Raw genomic sequence first — 25,604 nt, 5'->3', positions numbered from 1 at the left:
CGGCACCCCACGCTGATATGGCAAAAACTGTACTTCTGTACTGGTCAAAATACGCCATTTTCCACTCTCAATGCGTAACAAAACAGTAAAAACGCACCAAATAGGTGCGCACCAGTACAGTTGCCCTATTTACGAACAAAACAGCGCCCATAAACAGTTAACTGAACACACACAATACAGGTGAACTGTGTCTATGGATGTGGACCGAACGAGAGGAAGATAGGCACCAGTCAAGCCACTCTCTAATCCCGCCACAAGCGGAAGGAAGTCACATCATGGAACGCACCCTCAGTTCCGAGCAGTTTGTAGAAAGCACCGTTTCCAACGCCCAGGCCTCCCTGCCTCTGCGCGCCTTCGCCGCCCTGATGCTGTGGCAGCGTCGCCTGTCGAGCCGCCGTCAACTGGCTCGTCTGGACGCCCGCCTGCTGGCCGACGCCGGTATCAGCGAGTCGCAGCGTTACGAAGAGCTGAGCAAGCCATTCTGGCGTTGATACGGCGCAATCTGGTCTGAGACCCTAAGGTCTGCCCCGACCAGTGCACTGAATCCCCACAAGGCCCGTCGCAGGAAACTGCTGACGGGCCTTGTCGTTTCTGGCAGGAAAACAGCCGTCAGCGCAAAAACATAACAGTTTCAATTGAACCAAAATAACACCAGTACAGTCTGTAATCGCTGGCAAACAGCCGCAATAGCCGTAGAGTGAGTGGCTGCGCTAGGCTAGCCGCCACGATTCAGCCTGACGGCTGTTGATTAACCTTCTTACGGAAATCGTCCATGTCCATGCTTCGTGTTCTCGCTACTACAGCTCTGCTGACCGCCGCCCTCAACGCGAATGCAACCAGCTTCGTGGTCACCACCGATGCGCTCGTCGGTGCGGTTGCGGCGACTACCGATGCCACGTCCGACATCAGCTCCTCACTGCGCGATGACAAGGTTGTACGCGCCGCACGCGATGATGCTGCCAGCTTCGTGGGCAGCGCCGGCGAGATCCGCGGTGCACGCCTGGAGGCCGCACTGAGCCATATTCGCCAGGTCCAGCCGCAACTTCAGGCGAGCGACGCACAGTTGGCCCAAGCCATTCTGGCTATCTGAGACCCATCAGGTCTGGTCAGGGTTTTGTGTAACACCGTTTGTTGAACACAGACCCTGGCCGCCCTCACGGGTAGCTCTGCTGCAAGCATTTGCGCTAGCCTTGAGCCTCGTTCTGCAATTGCCCTGAACTGCCATGCGTTTATTGAAACTGTTATACCTGCCGCTGCTGGCCAGCCTGGCCTACAGCACTTCAGCCCAAGCCTTCGATGTCACGACCCAAGGCGTCGTTGTCAGTGGCTACGTAACCAGCAAAGTCACCAGTGCACCGTTCGACAACAAGCTGATTCTCGCAGCTCACGACGATGCAGCCGCCTTTGTCGCTACCGACGGGCAGCTACGCGGCGCACAACTTGAGTCGGCGTTGCATCAGTTGCGTAAAAGCCAGGCAAAACTTCATGCCAGCGACCTTGAACTGGCAGAAGCAATTCTCGTCCAATAGGCACTTTTCAGCTTTTGTTTCCGGAGACGTTACATGCGCACCCCGTTGATTGCCGCGACCTTAGGCATGCTGTTGATGGCCGATCTGGCTCAGGCCCAGACAGTGGTGGCCACCAGCAACATCATCGTTCGTGCTTTCGGCCGCTCCATTGATTTCACGTCCGACACCACCACCTCGATCCGTGATTCAAAGGTTGTCCAGCAAGCCCGAGACGACGCGGCCAGCTATGTCGCCAGTAATGGCGATATCCACGGCGCACGGCTCGACGCCGCCTTCGACACCCTGCGCAGCCGCGTGCCTGAAGCGCGTACTGCCAGCGATCAGACCCTGGCTGAAGCTATCCTCGCATTGTGAGACGCCTTGGCGCCTGGCTGCTGGCCGCAGCTCTGGCACTGACAGCCCTGCCGGCGCTCGCCGATCTGCAACTGATCTTGCGCGATGAGCACTTGAGCCCGACCGAGCGCCAGGCCACCCAGGCGTTGCTGGACGAAGCTGTGCAGGCTTTGCCGCCGGCCTTCACCCACAACCTGGATCGCAAGGTCCAGGTCAGCTGGTCCAGTGACATGCCGGCTAACGCCTATGGCCAGGCTGCGGGACCTTATCAGCTCTATCTCAATACCCGCTTGCTGTCCTCCCTGAGCGACGGCTCGGCGGCCACCGCCCAGACTCAACGCCCGCATGGCACCGTGCGCCGCGAACTGCTTGCCACCGTGCTCCATGAGCTGACCCACATCTATGACCGCGCCCGCTTGTGGCCAGCCGTCCAGCGCAGCCTGATCGTGCGCTGTAGCCGGCAGCACAGCGCCTTGGGCAAGGTCGGCCTGGCCGATGAATGTCGGGGCCAGACCGAGCGCCGCTTCACCCTCAGTGACGCCCCACGGCTGCTGGATCTGGCCGGCTGGCAGCAATATGTCGGCCGTCGTGGCGAGCGCGAACAACACAATGGCCAGGGCGTGCGCAGCCCGGACAGCTACGAGCTGAGCAGCCCGCTGGAGTTTGTCGCCGTCAACATGGAGTACTTCCTGCTTGATCCGGCCTATGCTTGCCGACGCCCCGCGTTGTACGCCTGGTACAAGCAGCAGTTCGGCTGGGCACCGGCCAGTCAACAGCCATGCCCGACGGTCTATCCCTACCTCAACGCCGGCAATGACTTTGCCCGCGAGCCGCTGGGCAAGCTCGACCCTGAACGGGTCTACACCGTGGATTACCTGCTGGCAGAAGCCAACCAGAACCTGATGAGCCGCTGGGGGCACAGCATGCTGCGCCTGGTGATCTGCAAACCCGGCAGGCCGCGCGGCCCGGATTGCCGTCTGGACCTTGACCAGCACCTGGTGTTGTCCTACCGGGCATTTGTCGGTGATGTACAGTTGTCCAGCTGGGACGGCCTGACCGGCGCCTATCCGTCACGCCTGTTTGTGTTGCCGCTGGGCCAGGTGATCGACGAATACACCAAGACTGAACTGCGCAGCCTGGCTTCCGTGCCGCTGAAGCTGAACCGCCAGGAGATCGACAATCTGGTGCGCCACGCCGCCGAAATGCACTGGAGTTACGACGGCGACTATTACTTCCTGTCCAATAACTGCGCCGTGGAAACCCTCAAGCTGCTGCGCGCCGGCACTGCCAATCCTGGTCTGACGGCTCTGGACAGCATCTTGCCCAACGGTCTGCTGGAAGTGCTCAAGGGCCGCAAACTGGCCGACACCAGCGTGCTGGACAATCCCAAAGAGGCGCTACGCCTGGGTTATCGCTTCGACTCCTACCGCGACCGCTACCAGGCGATGTTCGAGGTGCTGAAAAAGAACCTGCCGATCCGCCAGAACAGCGTGGAAGACTGGCTGCAACAGCCAGCCAGTGAGCGTCGTCCGTGGCTTGCCAAAGCCGACCTGCGCACCAGTGCGGCCATTCTGCTGCTCGAGCAGGCCAGCCTGCGTCGCCAGTTACTACTGGCCCAGGACGAGGTCAAACAACGCTATCTGAGTGCCAGAGAACAGCAAGACGGCCGGGTCTCGAAAGCCACCGGCACGTTACAGGACATCCTGGCCAACAGCGGTTTTCTGAGCCGGCCTGCCGAATTGCTCGACAGCCGCGGTTATGGCCTGCCGCAAGTCGATGAATGGCAGCGCCTGGAATCACAGAGCAGCGAGCGACAGAAACTGCTCAAGCGCCTGACCGGCGATCTGGACGGCGAAATCCGCGCTTTACTTGAACCGGGGCGGGCCGCCGAGATCACGGCAACCGAAGCCAACCTCAAACAGATCGGCGAGCATCTGCGTGCCATGCACAAGGCAGCAGGTGGTTTGCAATTACCCTGATCAGGCTTTCTTTTTCGGTTTCAGGTAACGAGTCAGGCCCTGGAACCAAATGACCAACGCCGGGTTGCCCTTGATCTGGATATCCTTGCTCTGGATACCCTGCATGAACGCCAGCTGCTTGTTGCTGGCCTGCAGCGTGGCAAACCCATAAGCGCAATCGCGAAAGGCGATGGTGAACGCCGGCGCTTGAGCGGCACCTCTCGCGCTGCGTATCCGCTGCCCGTGCACGATGTAATGACGCGCCACTTTGCCGTCAGCGGTTTGCAGCTGGAAGGTCAGGTCTTTATCGACCAACTGTTGCTGGAATGCCGGATTGTTGCGACTGGCACGGGCCATCAATAGACCCAGTGCCCAGAGAAGGAAACGAAACTTCATGCAGGTTGCGCCGATCAGTAAGAGCGGCAGGCAGTGTAGCGGGTTGATCCTTGAATTAAACAGCCGGATGCGGTTTATCCCCACATCCGGCGCAATCGTCAGCGGATGCTGTTGATGCTGCCCTTATTGCCAGTCACCTTCACCTCTACCTTCTTGAAGATGAAGTAGTTCTGCACCTTGACCTCGTAGCGCGGCGCCACGATCAGATCGGCCCCGGAGGACTTAACCGCCTTGTAGGCGGCTGCCGCCTTTACGCTGGAAATCGGGTCCAGCATGCTCAGGCTCAAGCCACCGTCCGAGCCACCATAAACCACACCGTCGGCGAACTCGTTATCACCGCCAAAGCTCAGGAAGTTGAACAGGATATTGGTCGAGGATTGACCGGAGATGGAACCGCCCACGGCGATGTCAGCCTTCAGGTCTGCCTTGACCGAACTGCTGACCGGAGCACTCGGCTGGCTGGTGTTGTAGCTGACGCAGCCACTGGTGGTTGCGATCAGTACTGCCACGGCGGCCGACATCCATAATTTTTTCATTTTTTTTCCCAAAGAGACGCGTTTAAGAGATGCAACGGGCGCGCACTTTACGGAGAAAAGTTCGGAAAAAATGTCGGAAAAATCCGCATAAAAGACGGAATATCTACCAAAATATGTAGGATATTTCCCAAGTTACAGCGATAAACAAAAGCACAAAAAGTAAAGCCCTCCAGAAGCGAGGGCTTTGACCGTTTGGAGCCGCCTGCGCCTGGCGATCAGTTGACCGTGTCTTTCAGGGCCTTGCCTGGCTTGAAGGACACCGTGTTGCTGGCCTTGATGGTCACTGGCTCGCCGGTTTGCGGGTTCTTGCCGGTGCGGGCACCGCGATGGCGTTGCAGGAAGGTACCGAAACCGACCAGGGTGACACTGTCCTTGCGGTGCAGTGCGCCGGTGATTTCTTCGAGAATGGCGTTGAGAACGCGAGTGGACTGGTCTTTGGTCAGGTCCGTTTTTTCAGCGATGGCGGCTGCGAGATCTGGTTTACGCATGTACTAAGCCTCTTTCTGCGATTTTTTGTTTTTATGTACCGCGCCACCCATTCGGGCCGGCGTTCAGCTGCCGTTACGGCTCCACGCAACGGCGGTCGAACAGCAGAATGGCACGCGGCAAACGCCCGCGCCAGTGGGGGCGCGACGAATCTGCGACGAAAAATGCACTCAAGTCGACAAATAACCCGATTTTTCCGGTCTGGCCGCGCCGGACGCGACACAACGGGCCAGAACAGAGCCGTTTGCGACCTCGCCGCAGCACCTGCAAACGGCGCAAGCGCCACAGCGCTCATGCTAAGCTCGGCGCCTCGAAGATTGCCGCCAATGGCTGACCGTGACCCAGCAAAATCCCGCTCCCCCGCCCGATCAGTGGCTCGAACGCCAGCAACTCAATCCGCTGCCGCCTGCCCGCATAGCGGACTGGCTGTTCAATCAGGACTCGCTGACCCGGCGCCTGACCCGCCTGTCCAATGACGGCTTCAGCGTTACCCTGGTCGATCAAGGCTGGCAAACCCTGCGTGACGACGAATGCACGGCTCTGAAGCTGGCCCCGGCCAGCCTGGGCTGGGTGCGCGAAGTCTATCTGCGCGGCAATGGCCAGGCCTGGGTCTTCGCCCGCAGTGTGGCCGGCCATGCGGCGTTACAGGATTGCGGGTTGCAGATGGACGAACTGGGCACCCGCTCGCTGGGCGAACTGCTGTTCAGCGACCCGGCCTTCGATCGCGGCGCCCTGCAGGTACGCGCCTGGCCCGGCCAGTGGCTGCCCGCCCAGGACCGCGCCGAAGGCTTGTGGGCACGCCGCTCGTGTTTCAGCCGCGGCCCGCTGAGTATCCTGGTTGCGGAGGTATTTTTGCCGGCCTTCTGGAATTCATTAAAGGATCTCACCTGATGTACCTGTCGCTGCTCAAATCGTTGAATCGCCTGAATCCACGCGCCTGGGACTTTGTGCAACTGACCCGCATCGACAAACCGATCGGTATCTATCTGCTGCTCTGGCCAACGCTCTGGGCGTTGTGGATTGCCGGCACCGGCAGCCCGTCGCTGGGCAATGTGCTGATTTTCGTCATCGGCGTGTTCCTGATGCGTGCAGCGGGCTGTGTGATCAACGACTTTGCCGACCGCAAGGTCGATGGCCACGTCAAACGCACCCAGCAACGCCCGCTGGCCAGTGGCAAGGTGACGTCCCGCGAAGCACTGGTGCTGTTCGCCGTGCTGGTGACCTTGAGCTTTCTATTGGTATTGCTGACCAACTCGACGACGGTCTGGCTGTCGTTCGGCGGGCTGGCCCTGGCGGCCTGCTATCCGTTCATGAAACGCTACACCTATTACCCGCAGGTGGTGCTGGGCGCCGCGTTCTCCTGGGGCATGCCGATGGCCTTCACTGCCGAGACCGGCAGCCTGCCGGCGGCGGCCTGGCTGCTGTATATCGCCAACCTGCTATGGACTGTGGCCTATGACACCTACTACGCCATGGTCGACCGTGACGACGACCTGCGCATCGGCGTTAAATCCACCGCCGTGCTGTTCGGCGATGCCGACCGTACCATCATCGTGACGCTGCAAGCCCTGGCGCTGGGCTGCCTGCTGCTGGCTGGCAACCGGTTCGGCCTGGGCGGCCTGTTCCAGCTCGGCCTGCTGGGCGCCGCTGGCTGCTTCGCCTGGCAGTGGCACAGCACCCGGCAGCGTGATCGTGACGCCTGCTTCAAGGCATTCCTGCATAACCACTGGGCGGGCATGGCGATCTTCGGCGGGATCGTGGCCGATTATGCGCTGCGTTAAGAGCCCCGCAATGCTAGCCTGACCACAGATGTCACACGACTGCAATAATTCCGTTATCTAATGCGCCCCAAGACAGTTAAATGACAAGAGGTTCAAGCATGGTTGGCAGGAGCATTCTGATCGTTGACGACGAAGCGCCTATTCGCGAAATGATCGCCGTTGCATTGGAAATGGCCGGCTATGACTGCCTTGAAGCCGAAAATTCCCAACAGGCGCACGCCATCATCATCGATCGCAAGCCGGACCTGATCCTGCTCGACTGGATGCTGCCCGGCACCTCCGGTATCGAGCTGGCACGGCGCCTCAAGCGTGACGAGCTGACCGGGGACATCCCGATCATCATGCTCACCGCCAAGGGCGAAGAGGACAATAAGATCCAGGGCCTGGAAGTCGGTGCCGACGACTACATCACCAAGCCGTTCTCGCCGCGCGAGCTGGTCGCACGCCTCAAGGCAGTCCTGCGCCGCGCCGGCCCGACCGACGGCGAAGCACCGATTGAAGTCGGTGGCCTGCTGCTCGACCCGATCAGCCACCGCGTCACCATCGACGGCAAACCAGCCGAGATGGGCCCGACCGAGTACCGCCTGCTGCAGTTCTTCATGACCCACCAGGAGCGCGCCTATACCCGCGGCCAGTTGCTCGATCAGGTGTGGGGCGGCAACGTCTATGTCGAAGAACGCACCGTAGACGTGCATATCCGTCGTCTGCGCAAAGCCTTGGGTGATGCCTATGAGAACCTGGTTCAGACCGTACGCGGCACTGGCTACCGGTTCTCAACCAAAAGCTGAATCCGGCCGCCTGAACCCGCTGTACAGACAAGGATACACCCCTAATTGAACCCCAACTGGCACGGCACCCTGATACGCCATATGTTGCTGCTGGTAACCGCCTGCATGGTCGTTGGTCTGATCAGCGGCGAATATGGCTGGAGCCTGTCGATCGGCCTTGGGCTGTATCTGGCCTGGACACTCAAGCAACTGCTGCGCCTGCATGCCTGGCTGAGCAGCCACAAGGCCGATGAGCCGCCACCGGACGGCTACGGCCTGTGGGGCGACGTGTTCGACAGCATCTATCACCTGCAGCGCCGCGACCAACGCGTACGCGGACGTTTGCAGGCGGTGATCGACCGGGTCCAGGAATCCACCGCCGCGCTGCGTGACGCGGTCATCATGCTCGACTCCGAAGGCAACCTGGAGTGGTGGAACCGCGCCGCCGAAACCCTGCTGGGCCTCAAGACCCCTCAGGACAGCGGCCAGCCGGTGACCAACCTGGTACGCCATCCGCGCTTCAAGGAGTATTTCGCCCACGGCAACTACGCCGAGCCGCTGGAAATTCCTTCACCCAACAACGACCGCATCCGTATCCAGCTGTTGATTACCCGCTACGGTAACAACGAGCACCTGATGCTGGTGCGTGATGTCACCCGTATCCATCAACTGGAACAGATGCGCAAAGACTTCGTGGCCAACGTGTCTCACGAACTGCGCACGCCACTGACAGTGATTTTCGGCTACCTGGAAACCCTGCTCGACAACAGTGAAAGCGTCAACCCGCGCTGGGTCCGCGCGCTGCAGCAGATGCACCAGCAAGGCAGCCGCATGCAGACCCTGCTCAACGACCTGCTGCTGCTGGCCAAGCTCGAAGCCACCGACTACCCCTCAGACAGCCAGCCGATCGCTGTCGGCCCGTTACTCAAAACCATCACCAGCGATGCCCAGGCCTTGTCGGCCAGCAACAATCACAGCATCAGCCTGGCCATCGACAGCGACATGGGGCTCAAGGGCAGCGAGACCGAGCTGCGCAGTGCGTTTTCCAACCTGATTTTCAATGCGGTCAAGTACACCCCGGCCGGCGGCGAGATACGCGTGCGCTGGTGGGTCGATACCCGTGGTGCACACCTGAGCGTTCAGGACTCGGGCATCGGCATCGAAACCAAGCACCTGCCGCGCCTGACCGAACGCTTCTACCGGGTCGACACCAGCCGCGCGTCGAACACCGGCGGCACCGGCCTGGGCCTGGCGATCGTCAAGCACGTGCTGCTGCGCCACCGTGGCAAGCTGGAAATCAACAGCGTGATCGGCAAAGGCAGCGTATTTGTCTGTCATTTCTCGTCAATCCAGATGGCCGACCCGGACGACGACTTCGACGAACTCTGACCTCGCCGTTCATGTCCCTATGCAAGCAAGCGCGCAATCGTTACATTGCGTTTCTCATGGCCTTGTATTTGCTATGGATAAAGCCAAAGTCAAAGCCAAATCTCTTCGGATCAAACGGAAACTGTAAATCTCCATCATGGACCCTTCCCCTGGTATCAACCTGGCTTCACTGTTCGCCGATTTCGGCATGATTCTCTTCGCTTTCCTGCTGGTGCTGCTCAACGGCTTCTTCGTTGCCGCCGAGTTCGCCATGGTCAAACTGCGCTCGACCAAGGTCGAATCCATCGCCGACAAGAACGGCTGGCGCGGGCGGATCCTGCGCACCGTGCACGGGCAACTGGACGCCTACCTGTCAGCCTGCCAACTGGGTATTACCCTCGCCTCGCTGGGCCTGGGCTGGGTCGGTGAGCCGGCCTTCGCCCACCTGCTTGAACCTCTGCTGGCCGCGGCTGGCGTCGACAGCCCGGAAGTGATCAAGGGCGTGTCGTTCTTCACCGCATTCTTTATCATTTCCTACCTGCACATCGTGGTCGGCGAGCTGGCGCCCAAATCATGGGCGATTCGCAAGCCTGAACTGCTGTCGCTGTGGACTGCTGCGCCGCTGTACCTGTTCTACTGGCTGATGTACCCGGCCATCTACCTGCTCAATGCCAGCGCCAATGCCATTCTGCGTATCGCCGGGCAAGGCGAGCCTGGCCCGCATCACGAACACAGCTACAGCCGCGAAGAACTGAAACTGATCCTGCACTCCAGCCGTGGCCAGGACCCCAGCGATCAGGGGATGCGCGTGCTGGCCTCAGCGGTCGAGATGGGCGAACTGGAGGTGGTCGACTGGGCCAACTCGCGCGAAGACATGATCTTTCTGGACTTCCACGCGCCACTCAAGGAAATCCTTGCCCAGGTTCGCCGCCACAAGTTCAGCCGCTACCCGATATTCGACGCCGAGCGCGGCGAGTTCGTCGGCCTGCTGCATATCAAGGACCTGTTGCTGGAGCTGGCCGAACTCGACCACGTTCCCGAGCTGTTCAACCTTGCCGACCTGATCCGGCCGCTGGAGCGCGTCTCGCGGCACATGCCGCTGGCCCGTCTGCTGGAGCAGTTCCGTCAGGGCAGCGCGCACTTTGCGCTGGTCGAAGAAGCCGACGGCAAGGTCATTGGCTATCTGACCATGGAGGACGTGCTGGAGGTACTGGTCGGCGACATCCAGGACGAACACCGCAAGGTCGAACGCGGCATCCTCGCTTACCAGCCCGGCAAGCTGCTGGTGCGTGGCGACACCCCGCTGTTCAAAATCGAGCGCATGCTGGGCATCGACTTGGATCATATCGAAGCGGAGACCCTCGCCGGGCTGATTTACGAATCGCTCAAGCGCGTGCCTGAAGAAGAGGAGCAGATGGAGTTCGAAGGCCTGCGCATCATCATCAAGAAGATGAAAGGCCCGAAGATCGTCCTGGCCAAGGTGCTCAAGCTCGATTGAACACCCCGGCACGCTGTAGGAGATCACCCACCGCCTCGGCGCCGCGCTGTCGCGCAGCAAACACCGGACCTCGTAGGACCTGCTTTAGCAGGGAAGCTTTCGCGGCTGAAGCCGCTCCTACGGTGTGTCGGGATGGGAATCCGCTTATCAATTGCCGCCCACGGCGAAGTTCGGCAGGCTCTGGATCGGCCGGTTGAATTCGTAGGGGATCGACACCAGCTCCTGGCCGACATTGCGCTGCACGACAAAATGCAGGTGTGGACCTGTGCTGTTGCCGGTATTGCCTGACCGGGCCAGGGCGCTGCCGACGCTGACCTTCTGCCCTTCACTGACCACCACTGAGCCGCGCATCAGGTGCAGGTAGACGCCCATGGTGCCGTCGTCGTGGAGAATCCTGACGAAGTTGCCAGCCGGGTTCGAACCACGCCCGGTCTGGTTGTTTTCCACCTTGATCACTGTGCCGGCCCGCGCCGCGATGATCGGCGTGCCCTCAGGCATGGCGATATCCATCGCATAGCGGCCCTTGGGGTCGCTGTGGCTGTATTTGCCGCCCGGCCCCTGGGTCAGGCGAAACGGCCCGCCCACCCACGGCAGCGGGTAGCGGTACGCCAGAGGGTTGCCTCCTGGCGCCCCCAGGGTCGAGGTCAGCCGGGTGCTGTAGTTGATCGCTTGCCCCGCCTGCCTGGGGCTGAGCACGATCACCCGTTCATTGCTGCGCGCTGCCAAGGTGCGGCGCAGGGTCGTTGAACTGCCCTGCACACCCAGCACGTTCTTCAGGTTGCTCAGCCTGAGTTCGATCTCGACCGGGGCATACAGGTCATTGCGCACATACAGGCTGTCGACCCCATTGACCTTGCGCACGTCCAGCCGCACCTGGCGCTCGATGTGCTCGACCATCCGGTCGCGGAACACCACCACAGCCGCGCCCGGCGAAGGCCGGTCACTGAATGACACCACGCCATTGGCGTCTGTGGTTTTGTAGATGGTCACGGCCTGCGCCATCTGTGCGACCAGCAGCAGGCCGCCCAAGGTCAGTAAGCGTTCAAGCATGAGAGTAAGCGCGGGCTGATTGGCAATGGGCACCAAGCCTAGCAGGCTTACTGATCAATAAGCACTCATGGTTATCAATGACCTGACGCGATTGCGCCAGATAATCTGCGCCAGTGAATCAGTCGTCCTGGTAAGGCTTGAGATAGGTCACCGAAAACTCAGCCGTTGGGAAATCATGTTTGAGCCTCGGCAAGGCGAAGCCACCACAGGAACGACAGGCATCCAGCAAGGTAAAGAAGTCGATGCGGGTAACGGAACCAGCCTTGTCTTGCAGTTCATCTTTGAGCCGCGTACCGATCAGCCGCTCCGAGTCCAGGCTACGGTTGATAGCACGTACCTGCAGGCGGTCGGCATGGCGCAACGTGGGCAACGTGGTGAAACGCGGGTCATCCGCAATCGCATACTTTTGAGGGTCAACCAGGGTCGGGCGACGTGGGTGAGCATCAATGTAATCGACTCCGTTGATAAACGAGCCGTCGGTCCACGGCCACTCCGGTTGCAGCCGCACGTTCTCGCCGAGCCGGCCCCCGGAGACGGCATAAAACACATAGGCCTGGCGCCCGTCCACATGCACGCAAGCGAATGCGAGGTTGGCGCCGTTGACCTGCTTGCGAATCCGCTTGATCGCTGCGGGCTGCACGATGTTGTCGGCGCTCAGCGCCTGCCAGCCTTTGCGCACAGGCTTGGCAGGCAGCAGGTTATTGAGCACATCCAGCAAGGGCTGAACCTCTGCCGGGCTGCGCTCGGTCATTGGCCTGAAGTCCGCCACGGTTTGCCTGGCCAGCTCGATATAAGCGTCCTGGAACGATTTTCCCGACAACACGTTGGTGGCGTATTCGAAGAACTGATTGGTCCACTGCCGGTCGTGACACAGTTGATCGTATTGCTCGAAAGTCATGCCAGCCTCTGGCAGCAGGGCACGCTCGGTCTCATTGAGCATGTCAAACAGCATGCGGGCAATGTTCTGCCGGTCTTGCCAGATGCTCGGGACCTCCCGCACCAACCGATACTGCTCGGAGTGAGACAGATAATCGGCGAGGCCTGGATCGCCCTCCTCCAAGCGCTCAAACAGTAGCTCTGGTGACGCCTTGGTGGGGGCCGGTGCCCGGTAGAAGATAGTGTGGTCAGCCTCGATGTAGATCCATTGGCGCTGATTAAAGGGGCTAAAAAGACACGAGCCACGTAAAACCCGAGCGTCTTCGACACCCTCAACAATACCGCCCAACCGTATGACCGGCTCTTGTTGCTCAAATAAATTCAGGTTCAGCTCCATGGCATGCGCGCTCACGCCAAAATCGGGCTCCTGCAGTTGCTGAGCGTTGAGCCTCTGCCGATACTGCAACTGCGGCTGTAGAGGCAAGTTATACGTCACCTTGTCAGGGATGCTGACTTCAACCGCTCTTGCGGCAACCGCCTGCGTCGAAGAAGAAGGCTGCAGCGCATCAGGCACTTTCCATGAGAACAAACGGTTTTCATGCACGAAGACGTGCAGTTGCTGCGACCCGGCATTCAGCGTAGCCAGTTCAAAGCGGCGAGCGGCCATCGCATGGCTGTAGTGATAGCCCGCCTTTACCTGCTCTAGCGGCTCTTCTGGCAATAAGGGCGGTGGGGTTTGCAGCACGATCCCTTCGGTGCAGGCGACAGGCACAAGATCGCGGCGCATCCTACAGCTACGTTCCACCCTTTGCAGGCGGACACCTTCAGGGCTGAACGCCTCACCCGCCAACTGGCGTATAGCGAGCCCGGATTCATGCCAATCCACTCCAACGGACGACGCAAACACGCGTTTGAAGGACGGTAGCTCATGCAGCAGGTCCAGCGCAGACTGGCCGGCCAGCGCAGCAGCCTGGGCAACATCACGCGCCAGAAACGCCGCACTTTGTTGTGCCAGCCCCTCGGCCAGGCCGGCAACCGCCTTGGCACCCTGCACGCCCAGCGATACCACGCTCAGTTCCCCGGCACGCAGCACGATACGGGTCGTGGCACTGACGAACTGCCCCAAGGGGATCAAGGCAAATGCCGTGTCCAGGCTGCATTGCGCCACCACCGCAGCAGAGTGCTCGCCGCTCGACAGGTCCTTGATGCAGCCATAGAACGGCACCAGCCAGCGGGCGGCCGTGTCCGCCCATTCGCGCTCTTTGGCCCAGGTTTGCTCCCAGCCATTGAGGTGCCGATGCGCTTGCTTGCTCTGTTTCAAGAATCCGGCCAGCAGATGCCGGGCAGCCGCGTTTGCCAGTGAGGCAAGGGAGTCAGGGGTGCACAGTTGCGCCGCCGGAACCAACTCGCCCAAAGCGGGTGCGTGCAGGCTCTTCACGCTGCGCGACAGCTGGCCATACAGGTAGGCATCGCTGTCGAAAGGCTCCAGCGCGGTGAACGGTGCCTTGGCATCAAGCGCCAGGTTGGCCTCGTGATTGCGCCATAGCTCGGGCAGATTGATCGAGTCGATGGAACGGTGCGCAGGATGGTAGTCGAAGCGCTGGCTGGTCAAACGCACCACGCCCGCCGCCGGAAACAGCTCGAAGAATGTTTCGCCGGCCGCCTGATTATGAAATTCGCTCGGCTGATCCACCTGCCGACAGCGAATCAACAGACCGTGTGTCCCCTCGCCGTCCTGGAATCTGACCCGGTTCAGTTCGCAGGTCGATTTCAGCAGCAGCTCACGCTGCGCGGGCTGCATCTCGCCAAACAGACGGGCGATCACCGCCGTTTGTGCATCCAGCAGCGCCGCTTCGTAAACCTGCCAGGCACGCTCATAGGCTTCAGGGATCGTGGGCTGACCGTCACGCCAGAGCTCGCCCATCATCACCAGTTCGACCAGGGTTGCCTGCGGCCGATTCCAAGCGGCCAGCCTATCAAGCGAGTAAGACCAGGCGAGGCTGAAGCCTCGCGTCTGGAGCAACGCAATGCCCGAAGGGTCTGCGGGTAAGGTCCAGACGTCCTCAGCAATGCCTGACTCGCGCAACAGGTTGTCGGCCAGCTGCCGACGATCCGGTGCCTTGAGGCTCAACAACGCCTGCAGTTCACCGGCATGGGCATCCTGCCGGGCCTTGAGGTGGTCCATTGCCGTAGCGATCTGCGCGGCGCTGGCCGTGTCGGTAGCATCGCCCTCCAGTTCGACGGCCTGATGGGCGCTTGCATAGAGCAACGCCGGTCGCACCAGGGTTGTGGCCAACAAGGCCTGGATCGCCGGCTCGGGGCTGGCACAGAGGGTCGCACTGACCCGAACCAGATCATCAAAGCTCACGTCGGCCGACAGCCCTGGCGCCAGCGCCTCGATCAGTGCCGTGCCGTGGATCAGGGCGACGCTTTGTAACGAGCGTCCGTATTGCAAGTGGTCGGGAACGCCTGTCACCCGTAACTGGGCAAGATTGCTGACGTCATACGCCGAACGATCATCGACGCCTGTGTTGTCCAGAAGCCGGACTGTTACCTCATCCATACGAAGCTATCCTGTAATACCCGCTTGAGAATGTTGCGGGTCTACGGATGAGCTAAACGAAGGATTACACAGCCTTGAAGGGGCCTACCCGGACGTGGGCAGCAGGAAAAGGCAGCGCGGCAGGTCAGACCACAAGGTATAACGTGGCTTGCCTGCCGCTGATCGGTCATGCCCCTGGAACGAAGTGCTTCTGCGCCGTACCGCGGGCAATCAGCCGCGACAGGTAGTCGAGCTTCTTGGCGTCCTGGTCGACGAACCGGAAGGTCACTTGCAGCCACTCACTGTCAGGCTTCTGCTCGAATGCCACGATGGCGTGGATGTAGCCATTGAGGCGGGCCACTTCGTTCTCTTCACCCTGCTCCAGATCCAGCACGGCACTTTCCAGAATCTGCGGCAGCGCCTCACTGCGCTTGATCACCAACAGCCCCTCCTTGAGGGTCAGGCTCTTGATGATGCATGACTGGTTGCCACTGGGCAGGCGCAATTGGCCCTGGCCACGACCGTTCAGCGTTTGGCTGGCGGCAGGGGCGGGAGCGGCGGCAGGACGGGGCGCAGGAGCGGCCGCTGCCACAGGCGCGGTCGGACGCACCACCTCAGCCTTGCCGCCGGTCAGGGCGCTCAATGAGTCGTTGAGCGCAGAGTTTATACGGCTTGGTACACCCGTACTGGACATCACTGCGTCAAGCTTGCCGACCTTGGCCAGGGCTTTTTTGACTTTGGTCAGCAACTGTTCATTGGTGAACGGTTTGCCAACAAAATCCGATACCCCGGCCTGAATAGCCTGGACGACGTTTTCTTTGTCGCCACGGCTGGTGACCATGATGAACGGTACTGTCTTGAGGTAGTTTTCCTGCTGACGGCACCATTCCAGCAACTCAAGCCCGGACATTTCGGGCATTTCCCAGTCACATAGAATCAGATCGAACGCTTCGCGGCTCAGCATGACCTGGGCCTTGCGTCCGTTAACGGCTTCATCGGTATGAATGCCGGGAAAATAATTGCGTAGCCCTTTTCTCACCAAGTCGCGAATGAAAGTCGCGTCATCCACAACCAATACACTGACTTTACTCATCGACGCTCCTGCGGACGTGTTCACCTTGGCGGGTGAGCTGCAGTATGCCAACACGCCCCTTTGTTTCGGCTAGCATATCGTTGACGCATGGCCAACGGCCACTTTGATTGACAGTACCTCGGCATTTTTCCTGGCGGGCAACTGCAAAAACCAGGGCTCGATGCTGGCGATACGCAAGCCGCGCGGTCGATTCAACCCTGGTGCTGCAACGCAAAACGCCCAGCGCATGCTGGGCGTTCTTGGCAGACAATCTTATTTATCGTCAGCAGCGTCCGGAACATGAGCCTTTTCGCTAGCGTGACCCTGGACTTCTTCACGCATGCGCTTGAGCCCCATATGGCGCACGTCGGTGCCGCGTACCAGATAGATCACCAGTTCCGAGATATTGCGCGCGTGGTCGCCGATCCGCTCCAGCGAACGCAGCACCCAGATCACGTTCAATACGCGGGAGATCGAGCGTGGATCTTCCATCATGTAAGTGGCCAGCTCGCGCAGCGCCGTTTTGTACTCGCGGTCGATAACCTTGTCGTACTGGGCGACCGACAAGGCCAGTTCCGGGTCGAAGCGGGCGAACGAATCCAGCGCATCGCGAACCATATTGCGCACCTGGTCACCGATGTGGCGCACTTCCACATAACCACGTGGTGCTTCACCTTCTTCGCACAACTGGATGGCACGGCGGGCGATCTTGGTCGCTTCGTCACCGATACGCTCCAGATCAATCACCGACTTGGAGATACTGATGATCAGGCGCAGGTCCGAAGCGGCCGGCTGGCGGCGGGCGAGAATGCGCAAGCATTCTTCGTCGATGTTGCGCTCCATCTGATTGATCCGCTCGTCGACTTCCCGGACCCGCTGAGCCAGGCCCGAGTCGGCTTCGATCAGCGCGGTCACGGCATCGTTGACCTGCTTTTCAACCAGACCGCCCATTTCGAGCAAGTGGCTGCGAACATCTTCGAGTTCGACGTTGAACTGTTGGGAAATGTGATGCGTGAGGCTGTCTTTATGGATCATGCTGGGTGTCCTTGGAACGTCCGGTTGAGGCGAAAACGCACGGTGGTAAGAGGGTGTTTACAAAACAGGCGGACGAAGGCAAGACAAGACGAAATTGGCTGAAAAAGCGCAGTTGACACCAGGTCAATGAGCATTTTTAGCCCGATTTCAACGCCGTATTGCCGAGTGCAGCCTTTTGTAGACCCCCTCTAAGGCCTGACGAAGTACCCGCTAGCCATAACGGCCGGTGATGTAATCTTCGGTCTGCTTCTTTGCCGGATTGGTGAACAACGTGTCCGTATCACCGAATTCGACGAGTTTGCCCATGTACATGAAGGCGGTGTAGTCAGAGACCCGCGCCGCCTGCTGCATGTTGTGAGTAACGATCACAATGGTGTATTTCGATTTCAGTTCGTAGATCAGCTCTTCGACTTTCAACGTAGAAATCGGATCCAGCGCCGAACAAGGCTCATCAAGCAGCAGAACCTCAGGCTCCACGGCGATGGTCCGGGCAATCACCAGACGTTGTTGCTGACCGCCCGACAGCCCGAGGGCCGACTCATGCAGGCGATCCTTGACCTCGTCCCATAGCGCCGCACCGCGCAGCGCCCACTCCACGGCCTCGTCGAGCATGCGTTTGCGGTTGATGCCCTGGATACGCAAACCGTAGACCACATTCTCGTAGATGGTCTTGGGAAACGGGTTAGGCTTCTGGAACACCATGCCGACCCGCCGCCGCAGCTCCGCGACTTCCTCACCCTTGCTGTAGATGTTGTGCCCGTACAGGTTGACGGTGCCCTCGACGCGGCAGTCATCGACCAGATCATTCATCCGGTTGAAGGTACGCAACAGGGTCGACTTGCCACAACCGGAAGGCCCGATGAACGAGGTGACCTTCTGCCTGGGAATATCCAGACCGATGTCGAACAGTGCCTGTTTGTTGCCATAAAACAGGTTCAGGCCCGCCACTTCGAACGCCACATTGTCGGCGGCCAGGCGCGCCCCGTCTCTGTTGCGCGCCAGAGCATCAATAGTGGTGCCCCGGTTCGGGCTGTCATGTGGCATGGGTGACTCCTGAAAGAACGGTCGTTGCATAGCGCCGTGCCACGCACGGCTTCCACGGATCCTGGGCTTTACGAACGCTAGTCGTCCAGCGCCTTGTACTTCTCACGCAAGTGATTGCGAATGGCCACGGCAGAGAGGTTGAGCAAGGCGATCACCAGCACCAGCAGCAAGGCCGAGGCGTACACCAGCGGGCGCGCGGCCTCGACATTGGGGCTCTGGAAGCCGACATCGTAAATATGAAAGCCCAGGTGCATGATCTTCTGATCCAGATGCAGATAGGGGTAATTGCCGTCCACCGGCAGCGACGGCGCCATCTTCACCACCCCCACCAGCATCAACGGTGCCACCTCACCGGCGGCGCGGGCCACCGCCAGGATCAGGCCGGTCATGATCGCCGGGCTGGCCATTGGCAAAACAATCTTCCACAAGGTCTCGGCCTTGGTCGCACCCAAGGCCAGCGAGCCCTCGCGCAGGCTCAGCGGAATGCGCGCCAGGCCCTCTTCCGTGGCGACGATCACCACCGGGACCGCCAGCAGCGCCAGGGTCAGCGAGGCCCACAACAGGCCGGGCGTGCCGAAGGTCGGCGCCGGCAAGGCTTCGGCAAAGAACAGTCGGTCCAGCGAGCCGCCCAGCACATAGACAAAAAAGCCCAAGCCAAACACGCCATAGACAATCGCCGGCACACCGGCCAGGTTGTTCACGGCAATCCGGATCAGCCGGGTCACAGGCCCCTGACGGGCGTACTCCCGCAGATAGACCGCCGCCAGGACACCAAACGGGGTCACGATGATCGCCATGATCATGGTCATCATCACGGTGCCGAAAATGGCCGGGAAAATTCCGCCTTCAGTGTTGGCTTCGCGCGGGTCTTCGCTCAGAAATTCCCAGAGCTTCTGGAAATAGAACCCGAGCTTGTCCAGCACGCTCATGGTGTTGGGCTGGTAGGCATGCACCACCTTGCCCAGGCTGATTTCCGTGATTCGTCCTTCGGCGTCTCTGGCGGTCAGACTGTCCCGTTCGACCGCCTGGCGCAGTTCCACCAGACGGCCTTCGACTTCGCTGTAGCGGGCCTCGAGCTGCGCCTGTGAGGCGGCAATGTCTGCCTGGGCAATCGCATCCAGTCGGCCATCAAGCTCCAGTTGCCGGGTTTGCAGGCGCAACTGCTCCAGGCTGTTATTGACCTGCACGATGTCGCGCTTTTCCAGCTGGTGCAGTTGCACGGCCAGCGCCTGGACGCGCTTGAGGCGTTCCTGCAATGGCCCCCAGGCAGCCTCGCCAACCGCCACCACCCGGCCCGCTTCCTTGACGTTGACCAGATAGCCGTAGAAGTTGCCCCACTCACGCCGCTCCAGGGTCATCAGCTCGGCCGGCTTGCCGTGCTGGCTCAGCCATTCGCTGACCACCCAGGTGAAATCGCTGCGGGTCAGGTCACGGTTGCCGACCTTGAACAGCTCGCGGCCGAGAAATTCCGAACCATCGGCGGCCACCGGCAAGCCGGCATCGAGCAGGCGTGAGCGCGGCACCTGCTCACGTTCGACCCGCTCGCCGATCAGCACATACGCTGCCTGACCCGGCACGCTGTACTGCGCCCGCACCAGATCAGCAGGCCAGAAGTGCCCGAGTCCGCGCACCGCGAGGATCGTCAGCAGACCGATGGTCAGGATCACCGCGATGGACACCGCACCGGCACTGAGCCAGATGCCCGGCGCGCCACTTTTGGTCCATTTGTTCAGAGAGTCTCGTTTCATTTGAATCAAGTCTCCCTCAGAGCAACGAGTATTGCTTGCGCAGGCGCTGACGAATCAGCTCCGCAAGGGTGTTCATGACGAAGGTAAACATCAGCAACACCAGGGCCGCGAGGAACAACACGCGGTAGTGACTGCTGCCCACCTCCGATTCAGGCATTTCCACCGCCACGTTGGCCGCCAGGGTGCGCATGCCCTCGAACAGGTTCATGTCCATGATCGGCGTGTTGCCGGTGGCCATGAGCACGATCATGGTTTCACCCACTGCCCGCCCCATGCCGATCATCAGCGCAGAGAACAGACCGGGGCTGGCGGTCAGCAAGACCACCCGGGTCAGGGTCTGCCACGGTGTGGCACCCAGCGCCAGCGAGCCCAGGGTCAGGCTGCGCGGCACGCCGAAAATGGCATCTTCGGCGATGGAGTAGATATTCGGAATCACTGCAAAGCCCATGGCCAGGCCGATCACCAGCGCGTTGCGCTGATCAAAGGTAATGCCCAGGTCGTGGCTGATCCAGGTGCGCATGTCACCGTCGAACAGCCAGCTTTCAAGGTGCGGGCTCATGCCCAGCGACAGCCAGCCCACGCCCAGCACCACCGGAATCAGGATCGCCGCTTCCCAGCCATCGGGCACCCGCAGGCGCAGCGAAATGGGCAGCCGGCTCCACAGAAAGCCGGCCAGCAGGATACCGACCGGGGTCAGCAACATCAGGGCGAAGATCCCTGGCAGGTTGGCTTCCATGTACGGTGCCAGAAACAGACCGGCAAAGAAGCCAAGGATCACCGTCGGCATGGCTTCCATCAATTCGATGACCGGCTTGACCTTGCGGCGCATGACCGGGGCCATGAAATACGCGGTGTAGATCGCCGCCGCAATGGCCAGCGGTGCGGCCAGCAACATGGCATAGAACGCCGCTTTGAGCGTGCCATAGGTCAATGGCGCCAGGCTCAGCTTGGGTTCGTAGTCAGTGGTTGAAGCCGTCGACTGCCAGACATGCCGGGGCTCGTCGTAGTTTTCGTACCAGACCTTCTCCCACAACGCGCTCCAGGAAATCTCCGGGTGCGGGTTATCCAGGCCCACGCCGCGCAATGTACCGCCAGACTCGATCAGGATCTGATTGGCGCGCGGTGACAGGGTCATCAGGCCGGCGCCGTCGGTGACCTTCTCGACCAGCAAGGTACGGTGCGCGGTACTGTGGAAAACCCCCAGTTGCCCCGTGCTATCCAGTGCGACGAAGCCCTTGCGGCGCTGTTCGGCCCTGATCTGCACGATCGGCGCATCACCCAGACGGAAATCGCGGATCCTCATGAAGCGCGGCTCTTCATCGGTATCACGGACCATGAACCACTGGCTGATGCCGCCACGCGAGTCGCCAAACAGCAGTGAAACACCACCGACCAGTTGAGTCGAGGAGGTGATTTCGGCGTTGGCGTTTTCCAGCAGTTTGTAACGACCATTGAGGGTACGATCACGCAGGCTGAACACGTCAGCCTGGGCGCGGCCATTGATCACATACAGCCACTGCTGGCGCGGGTCGATGTAAATGGCTTTCACTTCAGCCGACAACTGCGGCAACTCGATGCGGCTCTGTTCACGCAGCACTTCACCGGTCTGCGGGTTCTCGCCCAGTTCCACAGCCAGTACATGCAGTTGCGTGCCGGTACTGCCCGCCAGACGCAGATGGCTGCCACTGACGCTGACCGTCACCTGGCCGATGGCCTGGCCCTGCTCGTCCAGGGTCAGTGGCGCCTGCCCGTAAGGCCAGGCAATGGCCGGGGTGATGGTCTTCTGGTTGTTCGGGTAGCTGACTTCATAGGCATGACGGAACACCAGAACCTGGCCGTTGGACAGGCCCACGGCAATCAGCGGCGTGCCGGGCTGGTCCTTGCCGATCGCGGTGATCTGCACACCTTCGGGCAACGGCAGGGCCATCTGCTTGAGCTGCGCTCCGCTGCTGACGTCGAAGAAGATCGCCTGGCCCTGATCGGAGATTCGCATCCCCACCTGGTTCTGCTCCTCGATGCTGATCATCAAGGGTTTGCCGGCAGCCTGCATCCAGGCCGGCGTCATCGGTGCGGCAACGTTCAGGCTCGCGCCCTTGAACAGCGGCGCGACCACCCAGGCCAGATAGAAGAAAATCAGGGTAATAGCGGCCAGCACCGCCATGCCGCCCAACGCGACATACCAGCGAGTCAGGCGATCCTTGAACGCCCGGGCACGCCGCTTGCGTTGCATCGCTGGGGTATTGAAGTCAATGCCTTCGGGTGCGGGACTACGATTCATCTGACTTTCGGTTCATCCGTGCGGCACTAAATGACATAAAAGAGCCCGGCGCCCAACCCTCTGGCGCCGAACTGTCGAAACACACTCATGCCTGGCCATCAGCGAGCGGCCCTGGCCGGCGCCTTGAGCCCCAGATCGGCAAGCGCCTTGTCGAGAACCGGCTCCGGGAGCGGAATGTAACCATCCTTCATGACGATCTCCTGCCCCTGCCTGGACAGGATCAACTTGAGAAACTCGGCTTCCAGCGGTGCCAGCGGTTTGTTCGGCGCCTTGTTGACGTAGACATACAGCAAACGCGAAAGCGGATAGCGGCCAGCGAGAATATTGGCCTCGGTGGCTTCGAAATACTCTTCACCGGCCTGCCTGGCCAGCGGCACGGTCTTGACACTAGAGGTCTTGTAACCAATACCTGAATAGCCTATGCCGTTGAGCGAACCGCTGATCGCACTGACCACAGAAGCCGAGCCGGGCTGCTCATTCACACTGTTTTTGAAGTCGCCTCTGCACAGCGCTTCTTCCTTGAAATAACCATAAGTGCCGGAGACCGAGTTACGGCCAAACAGCTGAATGCGCTGATTGGCCAGGTAGCCTGTCAACCCGACATCACCCCAGGTCAGGGCCAGTTTTTTTGCGCCACACAAACGGGTCTCGGCAAAGATCGCATCGACCTGCGGCATGCTCAGCCCTTTGATCGGGTTGTCCTTGTGCACGAATACCGCCAGAGCATCCACTGCCACCGGCACCGCGGTCGGCTTGTAGCCCTGCTTCTGCTCGAACGCAGAGACTTCTCCATCCTTCATCTTGCGGCTCATCGGTCCCAGGTTGGCCGTACCTTCGGCCAGCGCCGGTGGCGCAGTGGAAGAACCGGCCGCCTGAATCTGGATATTTACACTCGGGTATTCTCTTTTGTAGGCCTCGGCCCACAGCGTCATCAGGTTGGCCAGGGTGTCGGAGCCGACGCTTGACAGGTTACCTGACACCCCGCTGACCTTGGTATAGGACGCAATCGACGGGTCGACAGCAGCCAGCGCATGGCTTGCATAACCTCCGACAGCCAGAGACAAGACCACCATCCAACGCTTGAGTGTCATGCCTGGGGCTCCCGGAAAATACTCATCAATCCGCCCGGATACGCAGAACGGATGACCACTGTATGAACTGATTATGACAATAAGATGAAAGGCCGACTTGCGCACGCAAGTCGGCCTTTATCAACGCGGCTGGAACCAGACTCAGCGCTTGCGTGAAAGCAAAAACAGCCCCAACAGCATACCCAGCCCACACAGCGCCGCCACATACCAGGCAGGCCCCATCGGATTCTGTTTAAGCATCAGGGTCACCACCATCGGCGTCAGCCCGCCAAAGATCGCATACGCCAGGTTGTAGGAGAACGACAGGCCCGAGAAGCGCACCACCGGCGGGAAGGCTTTGACCATCACATAGGGCACCGCACCGATGGTGCCGACAAACGCGCCGGTCACGGCATACAGCGGGAACAGCCAGTCCGGATGAGCGCTCAGGGTATGGTAGAAGGTCCAGGAGCTGAGCAGCAGGCCGATGCTGCCAAGCAGCAGCACCCAGCCCGGTCCGAAGCGGTCAGACAGCACGCCGGCGACGACGCAACCGATACTCAGGCAAACAATAGCAAGGCTGTTGGCCTTCAACGCCGTGGCGGCGGCAAAACCGTAACCGGTCTGCAGCAGGGTCGGGGTCATCAGGATCACCACCACGATGCCCGCTGACAGCAGCCAGGTCAGCAGCATCGACAGCGCCACCGAACCACGGTGCTCGCGCAGTACCGCCTTGAGCGGCACTTCCTCGGCCAGTGCCTTGCGCAGTTGCAGTTCGGCGAATACCGGGGTCTCGTGCAACATGCGACGCAGATACACGGCCATCAGACCAAAAACACCGCCGAGCAGGAACGGAATCCGCCAGGCGTAGTCCGACACCTCTACCGGGCTGTAGATACTGTTGATCAGCGTGGCGACCAACGAGCCAAGCAGGATGCCGGCAGTCAGGCCAGCGGTCAGGGTGCCGCAGGCGAAGCCGATCTGCCGGGCCGGCACGTGCTCAGAAACGAACACCCAGGCGCCCGGGACTTCACCACCAATTGCCGCGCCCTGAATGACCCGCATCAACAGCAGTAACACCGGGGCCCACAGGCCGATCTGCGCGTAAGTCGGCAGCAGACCCATGATCAGCGTCGGGATCGCCATCATGATGATGCTCAGGGTGAACATCTTCTTGCGGCCCAGCAGGTCGCCGAAGTGAGCCATGACGATACCGCCCAATGGCCGGGCCAGATAACCGGCGGCAAAAATGCCGAAGGTCTGCATCAGACGCAGCCACTCCGGCATGTCGGGCGGAAAGAACAACTTGCCGACGACCGCAGCAAAGAACACGAAGATGATGAAATCGTAGAATTCCAGAGCGCCGCCCAGCGCAGACAGCGACAGGGTTTTGTAGTCGCTACGGGTCAAAGGGCGCGAGGAAGACGCACTATCAGAAGGAACAGAGGACATGACAAGGCTTCTCTAAGGGCATTTCTTTTGAGTGGCAGGCGACAGCGACGCTGGCTGCCTCGCTGTAGCGGGCAGAAGCGCTTGTCCATGGCAATGGCGCGGGTAGGCATCAAAATTGCCTGTATCAGTAATCTTGTTACCGGTACGGGTCTGGCAAGATAGCAAAATGTTGCAAAAAACTCATGAGCACTGCGCGTACCTGTTACAAATACGCATTGACGGTCGTCGCATGAGAGCACGACCGATATACTCGCCAGACACCAGAACCCTGTGCCAGAGCGGCTCAGGCTTCCCGAAAGCTCTGGTAGAGCGTCTTTTCAGCTATCCAAGAGAGTCATGGGTCAGAGGCACCCCAGGCATGATCGAGCTTGAACAAGAAGATCCAATCCCGCAGGGCGATCTGGCCTTGCAAATCACCGCGCTGCCGCGTGAAACCAACGGTTTCGGCGATATCTATGGTGGCTGGCTGGTTTCACAGATGGACCTGGCAGGCACTGCGATGGCCAGCAAGATCGCGGGCGGGCGGGTTGCTACCGTGGCCATCGACCGCATGGCCTTTCTGGTTCCGGTGGCAGTCGGTGAACAACTGACCTTCTATACCCGCACCCAGGAAGTCGGCCGCAGCTCGATCAAGATGCTCGTCGAGGTCTGGAGCGATGACCCACTGACCAGCGAATGGCGCAAAGTGACCGAAGCCGCCTTCGTCTTTGTCGCCATAGACGACAGGGGCCGAACCCGCTCGATCAAGCGCCGCGGCTGAGTTCAGCCACACAGGCGGGCACAGG

23 protein-coding genes are annotated in these 25,604 nt (G+C 60.4%); 11 read left to right on the top strand and 12 right to left on the bottom strand.

Annotated elements, in window-relative coordinates; genetic code table 11:
- Positions 1 to 275: 275 nt before the first annotated feature.
- The 5 genes from NJC38_RS26400 to NJC38_RS26380 all read left to right on the top strand — a co-directional run bounded on the left by NJC38_RS26400 (position 276) and on the right by NJC38_RS26380 (position 3,841).
- On the top strand, positions 276 to 491 hold the full coding sequence (locus NJC38_RS26400) for a DUF1127 domain-containing protein (protein WP_253117839.1): 216 nt from the start codon (positions 276 to 278) through the stop codon (positions 489 to 491).
- 281 nt (positions 492 to 772) lie between these two features.
- Positions 773 to 1,090: a DUF2388 domain-containing protein gene (locus NJC38_RS26395; RefSeq protein WP_045485597.1), complete on the top strand. Its 318-nt coding sequence runs from the start codon at positions 773 to 775 to the stop codon at positions 1,088 to 1,090.
- 133 nt (positions 1,091 to 1,223) lie between these two features.
- Positions 1,224 to 1,529 (top strand): DUF2388 domain-containing protein, encoded by a 306-nt coding sequence (locus NJC38_RS26390; RefSeq protein WP_253117838.1) that lies wholly within the window; start codon positions 1,224 to 1,226, stop codon positions 1,527 to 1,529.
- Positions 1,530 to 1,562: 33 nt separating this feature from the next.
- Positions 1,563 to 1,883, top strand: coding sequence for a DUF2388 domain-containing protein (locus NJC38_RS26385; RefSeq protein WP_045485593.1), 321 nt, complete (start codon positions 1,563 to 1,565; stop codon positions 1,881 to 1,883).
- Complete coding sequence (locus NJC38_RS26380; protein WP_253117837.1) at positions 1,880 to 3,841, top strand: DUF4105 domain-containing protein; 1,962 nt, start codon at positions 1,880 to 1,882, stop codon at positions 3,839 to 3,841. Before NJC38_RS26385 ends, NJC38_RS26380 begins: the two co-directional genes overlap by 4 nt.
- Here the strand turns inward: NJC38_RS26380 and NJC38_RS26375 are convergent, their stop codons facing one another.
- The 3 genes from NJC38_RS26375 to NJC38_RS26365 form a co-directional block, all read right to left on the bottom strand.
- A complete protein-coding gene (locus NJC38_RS26375; RefSeq protein WP_045485590.1) occupies positions 3,842 to 4,216 on the bottom strand; it encodes a hypothetical protein in 375 nt (124 codons plus the stop codon).
- Positions 4,217 to 4,314: 98 nt separating this feature from the next.
- The gene (locus NJC38_RS26370; protein ID WP_253117836.1) at positions 4,315 to 4,752 is read right to left on the bottom strand and encodes a hypothetical protein; all 438 of its coding nucleotides are present in this window, start codon (positions 4,750 to 4,752) and stop codon (positions 4,315 to 4,317) included.
- Positions 4,753 to 4,967: 215 nt separating this feature from the next.
- Positions 4,968 to 5,240: an HU family DNA-binding protein gene (locus NJC38_RS26365; protein ID WP_045485585.1), complete on the bottom strand. Its 273-nt coding sequence runs from the start codon at positions 5,238 to 5,240 to the stop codon at positions 4,968 to 4,970.
- A gap of 334 nt (positions 5,241 to 5,574) precedes the next feature.
- Here NJC38_RS26365 and NJC38_RS26360 point away from each other — a divergent pair, with 334 nt between their 5' ends.
- The 5 genes from NJC38_RS26360 to NJC38_RS26340 all read left to right on the top strand — a co-directional run bounded on the left by NJC38_RS26360 (position 5,575) and on the right by NJC38_RS26340 (position 10,652).
- Positions 5,575 to 6,129: a chorismate lyase gene (locus NJC38_RS26360; RefSeq protein ID WP_253117835.1), complete on the top strand. Its 555-nt coding sequence runs from the start codon at positions 5,575 to 5,577 to the stop codon at positions 6,127 to 6,129.
- Positions 6,129 to 7,019: a 4-hydroxybenzoate octaprenyltransferase gene (gene ubiA, locus NJC38_RS26355; RefSeq protein ID WP_045485581.1), complete on the top strand. Its 891-nt coding sequence runs from the start codon at positions 6,129 to 6,131 to the stop codon at positions 7,017 to 7,019. Before NJC38_RS26360 ends, ubiA begins: the two co-directional genes overlap by 1 nt.
- 98 nt (positions 7,020 to 7,117) lie before the next feature.
- Positions 7,118 to 7,807, top strand: coding sequence for a phosphate regulon transcriptional regulator PhoB (gene phoB, locus NJC38_RS26350; protein ID WP_045485577.1), 690 nt, complete (start codon positions 7,118 to 7,120; stop codon positions 7,805 to 7,807).
- Between the two features lie 45 nt (positions 7,808 to 7,852).
- Positions 7,853 to 9,175 carry a phosphate regulon sensor histidine kinase PhoR gene (gene phoR / locus NJC38_RS26345; protein WP_253117834.1) on the top strand — a complete coding sequence of 441 codons (1,323 nt, stop codon included), beginning with the start codon at positions 7,853 to 7,855 and terminating at the stop codon, positions 9,173 to 9,175.
- 136 nt (positions 9,176 to 9,311) lie between these two features.
- Entirely contained in the window at positions 9,312 to 10,652 is a 1,341-nt protein-coding gene (locus tag NJC38_RS26340; RefSeq protein ID WP_253117833.1) for a hemolysin family protein, read from the top strand.
- A gap of 147 nt (positions 10,653 to 10,799) precedes the next feature.
- Here NJC38_RS26340 and NJC38_RS26335 read toward each other — a convergent pair whose 3' ends face one another.
- The 9 genes from NJC38_RS26335 to NJC38_RS26295 all read right to left on the bottom strand — a co-directional run bounded on the left by NJC38_RS26335 (position 10,800) and on the right by NJC38_RS26295 (position 24,819).
- The gene (locus NJC38_RS26335) at positions 10,800 to 11,702 is read right to left on the bottom strand and encodes a peptidoglycan DD-metalloendopeptidase family protein (RefSeq protein ID WP_253117832.1); all 903 of its coding nucleotides are present in this window, start codon (positions 11,700 to 11,702) and stop codon (positions 10,800 to 10,802) included.
- A 118-nt stretch (positions 11,703 to 11,820) separates the two neighbouring features.
- Positions 11,821 to 15,141, bottom strand: a complete 3,321-nt coding sequence (locus NJC38_RS26330; RefSeq protein ID WP_253117831.1) for a deaminase domain-containing protein — start codon at positions 15,139 to 15,141, stop codon at positions 11,821 to 11,823.
- A 166-nt stretch (positions 15,142 to 15,307) separates the two neighbouring features.
- Entirely contained in the window at positions 15,308 to 16,213 is a 906-nt protein-coding gene (locus NJC38_RS26325; protein ID WP_045485566.1) for a response regulator, read from the bottom strand.
- 252 nt (positions 16,214 to 16,465) lie between these two features.
- A complete protein-coding gene (gene phoU, locus NJC38_RS26320; protein ID WP_045485563.1) occupies positions 16,466 to 17,227 on the bottom strand; it encodes a phosphate signaling complex protein PhoU in 762 nt (253 codons plus the stop codon).
- A 210-nt stretch (positions 17,228 to 17,437) separates the two neighbouring features.
- Positions 17,438 to 18,271 carry a phosphate ABC transporter ATP-binding protein PstB gene (pstB, locus tag NJC38_RS26315; RefSeq protein ID WP_253117830.1) on the bottom strand — a complete coding sequence of 278 codons (834 nt, stop codon included), beginning with the start codon at positions 18,269 to 18,271 and terminating at the stop codon, positions 17,438 to 17,440.
- 77 nt (positions 18,272 to 18,348) lie between these two features.
- Complete coding sequence (gene pstA / locus NJC38_RS26310) at positions 18,349 to 20,019, bottom strand: phosphate ABC transporter permease PstA (protein WP_253117829.1); 1,671 nt, start codon at positions 20,017 to 20,019, stop codon at positions 18,349 to 18,351.
- A gap of 16 nt (positions 20,020 to 20,035) precedes the next feature.
- Positions 20,036 to 22,297 carry an ABC transporter permease subunit gene (locus NJC38_RS26305; RefSeq protein ID WP_253117828.1) on the bottom strand — a complete coding sequence of 754 codons (2,262 nt, stop codon included), beginning with the start codon at positions 22,295 to 22,297 and terminating at the stop codon, positions 20,036 to 20,038.
- A gap of 98 nt (positions 22,298 to 22,395) precedes the next feature.
- Positions 22,396 to 23,388 (bottom strand): phosphate ABC transporter substrate-binding protein PstS family protein, encoded by a 993-nt coding sequence (locus tag NJC38_RS26300; RefSeq protein WP_253117827.1) that lies wholly within the window; start codon positions 23,386 to 23,388, stop codon positions 22,396 to 22,398.
- Positions 23,389 to 23,529: 141 nt separating this feature from the next.
- On the bottom strand, positions 23,530 to 24,819 hold the full coding sequence (locus NJC38_RS26295) for an MFS transporter (protein WP_045485551.1): 1,290 nt from the start codon (positions 24,817 to 24,819) through the stop codon (positions 23,530 to 23,532).
- A 358-nt stretch (positions 24,820 to 25,177) separates the two neighbouring features.
- On the opposite strand from NJC38_RS26295, the gene NJC38_RS26290 reads away from it, so the two are divergent.
- The gene (locus tag NJC38_RS26290) at positions 25,178 to 25,579 is read left to right on the top strand and encodes an acyl-CoA thioesterase (protein WP_045485549.1); all 402 of its coding nucleotides are present in this window, start codon (positions 25,178 to 25,180) and stop codon (positions 25,577 to 25,579) included.
- Positions 25,580 to 25,604: the final 25 nt, after the last annotated feature.

The sequence above is a fragment of the Pseudomonas sp. 21LCFQ010 genome (assembly GCF_024129905.1).
GTDB lineage: Bacteria > Pseudomonadota > Gammaproteobacteria > Pseudomonadales > Pseudomonadaceae > Aquipseudomonas.
This window is presented reverse-complemented; position numbering and strand designations above follow the sequence as displayed.

Bases quoted from the DNA above. Each gene is read 5' to 3' on its own strand.
- NJC38_RS26400 (WP_253117839.1), top strand. From the start codon at position 276: ATGGAACGCACCCTCAGTTCCGAGCAGTTTGTAGAAAGCACCGTTTCC.
- NJC38_RS26395 (WP_045485597.1), top strand. From the start codon at position 773: ATGTCCATGCTTCGTGTTCTCGCTACTACAGCTCTGCTGACCGCCGCC.
- NJC38_RS26390 (WP_253117838.1), top strand. From the start codon at position 1,224: ATGCGTTTATTGAAACTGTTATACCTGCCGCTGCTGGCCAGCCTGGCC.
- NJC38_RS26385 (WP_045485593.1), top strand. From the start codon at position 1,563: ATGCGCACCCCGTTGATTGCCGCGACCTTAGGCATGCTGTTGATGGCC.
- NJC38_RS26375 (WP_045485590.1), bottom strand. From the start codon at position 4,216: ATGAAGTTTCGTTTCCTTCTCTGGGCACTGGGTCTATTGATGGCCCGT.
- NJC38_RS26370 (WP_253117836.1), bottom strand. From the start codon at position 4,752: ATGAAAAAATTATGGATGTCGGCCGCCGTGGCAGTACTGATCGCAACC.
- NJC38_RS26365 (WP_045485585.1), bottom strand. From the start codon at position 5,240: ATGCGTAAACCAGATCTCGCAGCCGCCATCGCTGAAAAAACGGACCTG.
- ubiA (WP_045485581.1), top strand. From the start codon at position 6,129: ATGTACCTGTCGCTGCTCAAATCGTTGAATCGCCTGAATCCACGCGCC.
- phoB (WP_045485577.1), top strand. From the start codon at position 7,118: ATGGTTGGCAGGAGCATTCTGATCGTTGACGACGAAGCGCCTATTCGC.
- NJC38_RS26340 (WP_253117833.1), top strand. From the start codon at position 9,312: ATGGACCCTTCCCCTGGTATCAACCTGGCTTCACTGTTCGCCGATTTC.
- NJC38_RS26335 (WP_253117832.1), bottom strand. From the start codon at position 11,702: ATGCTTGAACGCTTACTGACCTTGGGCGGCCTGCTGCTGGTCGCACAG.
- NJC38_RS26330 (WP_253117831.1), bottom strand. From the start codon at position 15,141: ATGGATGAGGTAACAGTCCGGCTTCTGGACAACACAGGCGTCGATGAT.
- NJC38_RS26325 (WP_045485566.1), bottom strand. From the start codon at position 16,213: ATGAGTAAAGTCAGTGTATTGGTTGTGGATGACGCGACTTTCATTCGC.
- phoU (WP_045485563.1), bottom strand. From the start codon at position 17,227: ATGATCCATAAAGACAGCCTCACGCATCACATTTCCCAACAGTTCAAC.
- pstB (WP_253117830.1), bottom strand. From the start codon at position 18,271: ATGCCACATGACAGCCCGAACCGGGGCACCACTATTGATGCTCTGGCG.
- pstA (WP_253117829.1), bottom strand. From the start codon at position 20,019: ATGAAACGAGACTCTCTGAACAAATGGACCAAAAGTGGCGCGCCGGGC.
- NJC38_RS26305 (WP_253117828.1), bottom strand. From the start codon at position 22,297: ATGAATCGTAGTCCCGCACCCGAAGGCATTGACTTCAATACCCCAGCG.
- NJC38_RS26300 (WP_253117827.1), bottom strand. From the start codon at position 23,388: ATGACACTCAAGCGTTGGATGGTGGTCTTGTCTCTGGCTGTCGGAGGT.
- NJC38_RS26295 (WP_045485551.1), bottom strand. From the start codon at position 24,819: ATGTCCTCTGTTCCTTCTGATAGTGCGTCTTCCTCGCGCCCTTTGACC.
- NJC38_RS26290 (WP_045485549.1), top strand. From the start codon at position 25,178: ATGATCGAGCTTGAACAAGAAGATCCAATCCCGCAGGGCGATCTGGCC.